General features: G+C 55.5%; 2 protein-coding genes. One reads left to right on the forward strand and one right to left on the reverse strand.

Going from position 1 to position 2,019, the window contains the following annotated elements:
• The first annotated feature begins 514 nt into the window (after window positions 1-514).
• Window positions 515-1,249: a protein-L-isoaspartate(D-aspartate) O-methyltransferase gene (locus NW818_RS13110; RefSeq protein WP_414424801.1), complete on the forward strand. Its 735-nt coding sequence runs from the start codon at window positions 515-517 to the stop codon at window positions 1,247-1,249.
• Here the strand turns inward: NW818_RS13110 and NW818_RS13115 are convergent.
• Window positions 1,246-2,019, reverse strand: a 774-nt coding sequence (locus NW818_RS13115) for a glycerophosphodiester phosphodiesterase (protein WP_414424802.1), incomplete at its 5' end; no start/stop codon positions are given. The two genes, NW818_RS13110 and NW818_RS13115, sit on opposite strands and share 4 nt — an antisense overlap.

The raw sequence follows: 2,019 nt of genomic DNA on the forward strand, positions 1-2,019 counted from the left end.
CTTGCGGGGAAAAGGTAGGGATCAACACTATAAAATCTTGCACTGGCAGAACCAGGGTGGTGATTGCTCGCCCCGGCAGATTGCGCACAAAACTTTACAATTTTGATCAAACCGGATCCCATATCTCCCATGGGGATCCCGGCTGTAAGCTTTACCTGAGGCTCCAACGAAGTTCAAGAAAGCCCAGCAGAATCAAGGTAGGGGATCTTGGGGATCCCGTTTTTTCATCCTCCCATTCAGCAACAATCTCTTCATCAAGCGGTGAAGTCTTGCCGAAGGTGAGCCAGGATCGGGGTAGAGCTCTCCAGGCGCTTTTTCCCTCACCCCTGCCCCCCTTGCAACGCGAGAAATTGGGTTAACTCATCCTCTTCATGTCACGTGCAGCAAGCGTCTCCAGTCCTTCCTTCTCAGGGGGGAAGAGGGAGAGTGGAATCCATAGCCCCAAGCTCGACGGCCCAGCAGTTGCAGCGGAGAAAGATCTGAGCAGCTCATCGTTTCTGGAGGTTGTGTATCGGTGATCAACCCATTCTCATCCTTCCGGTGGAGACATTCTTCTCGCTCTCCAGCTGGGATCCCAGAAGTTGAACCTCAGCCCCCAGACGCTTCCGATCCTTTTGCTTCCCAACGGGAGCAGATGGTCAAGAAACAGCTCATCAAACGAGGGATCCGAGATCCACGGGTACTGGAAGCCATGGGAAAAGTGCCGCGTCACCTTTTTGTCCCCTCTGATCTGCGGGATCGGGCCTACAGGGATTGCCCTCTGCCCATCGGCTATGGCCAGACCATTTCTCAGCCCTATATTGTTGCTTTTATGACAGAAGCTGCTCGCCTCACGCCTGAATCGGTGGTGTTGGAAATCGGCACCGGCTCCGGCTATCAGGCGGCTGTTTTGGCAGAGCTGGCCCGGCAAGTGTATAGCCTGGAGCGTCTGTCCCCATTGGCTGCTCAAGCTCAACAAACCCTCGCTGCCCTGGGCTATCGCAATGTGGAAGTGCGTCAGGGGGATGGCTACCAAGGTTGGCCAGAGCATGCTCCCTACGATGCCATTCTGGTGACGGCAGCGCCCCCAACTGTGCCCATGGTGCTGCTGGATCAACTGGCGGTGGGGGGCACCTTGGTGGTGCCGGTGGGAGAAAGCCCTTCGGGCTCCGGTGCCCAGGGATCCCAGTCCTTGCTGATCCTCTGCAAAACAGCCCAAGGATGGGTTCAAAAAGGGGCTTTTCCGGTGCAGTTTGTGCCCATGGTCTAGGGTTTTGCCCCCTCTACTCCTGCCAAAAGGTGGGCGCGAATTTGCAAAGCCAATTGGGGACGGTCGGTAATCAACCCTTGAACAACGGGATTTTGTCCTACTGAGCCGGCAAATGGCTGCAAGCACAACTTCATCACTTCAGGATCGTTCACCGTCCAAACGTACAGAGGGATCCCGGCCTGTTCAGCTTCAGCCAAGAACTGCAAGTTCACCCAACTGTAGTGGGGGGCCAGAAAATCCGCTCCCAACTCCCGGCAACGGGTAAGTAAAGATCCCTTGGCTTGCTCCTCAGCCTTTGCCTCGATCAACAGGCCAACCTTGGGTTGCGGGGACAAAAGCGTTTTAACCCGCTGCACCACCTGAGGCAAAAAAGAGGTGATCACAAATTCTTCGGGGGTCAAAATATCGCTAACGAGGGCAAGGACTTGTTCCTCATAGCCTGCTTCTTTGAGTTCGATATCGAGGGTGATCTTGCCCTTGATATGTGACAGGGTCTCTTCAAGAGTGGGAATCGTGGGTTTGCGGGCCCGAATCTCGGCCCAAGTTAATGCGGCCAAAGGCTGTCCATCCAAATCGGCATCGTGAACAACCAGTGGGATCCCATCTCGGCTACGGCGCACATCCAGCTCAATTTGCTCGGCCCCCACCTCAATAGCGGCAGCAAAAGCGGCCAACGTGTTTTCCTCGGCGTGGGTGTGCTCCCCACGGTGGGCGACAATCTGGGTGTAGGGGAGCATGTCAGCACCTGATACATTTACGCTGAACACTGC

Source organism: Synechococcus sp. R6-5, assembly GCF_047461775.1.
Classification (GTDB): domain Bacteria; phylum Cyanobacteriota; class Cyanobacteriia; order Thermostichales; family Thermostichaceae; genus Thermostichus.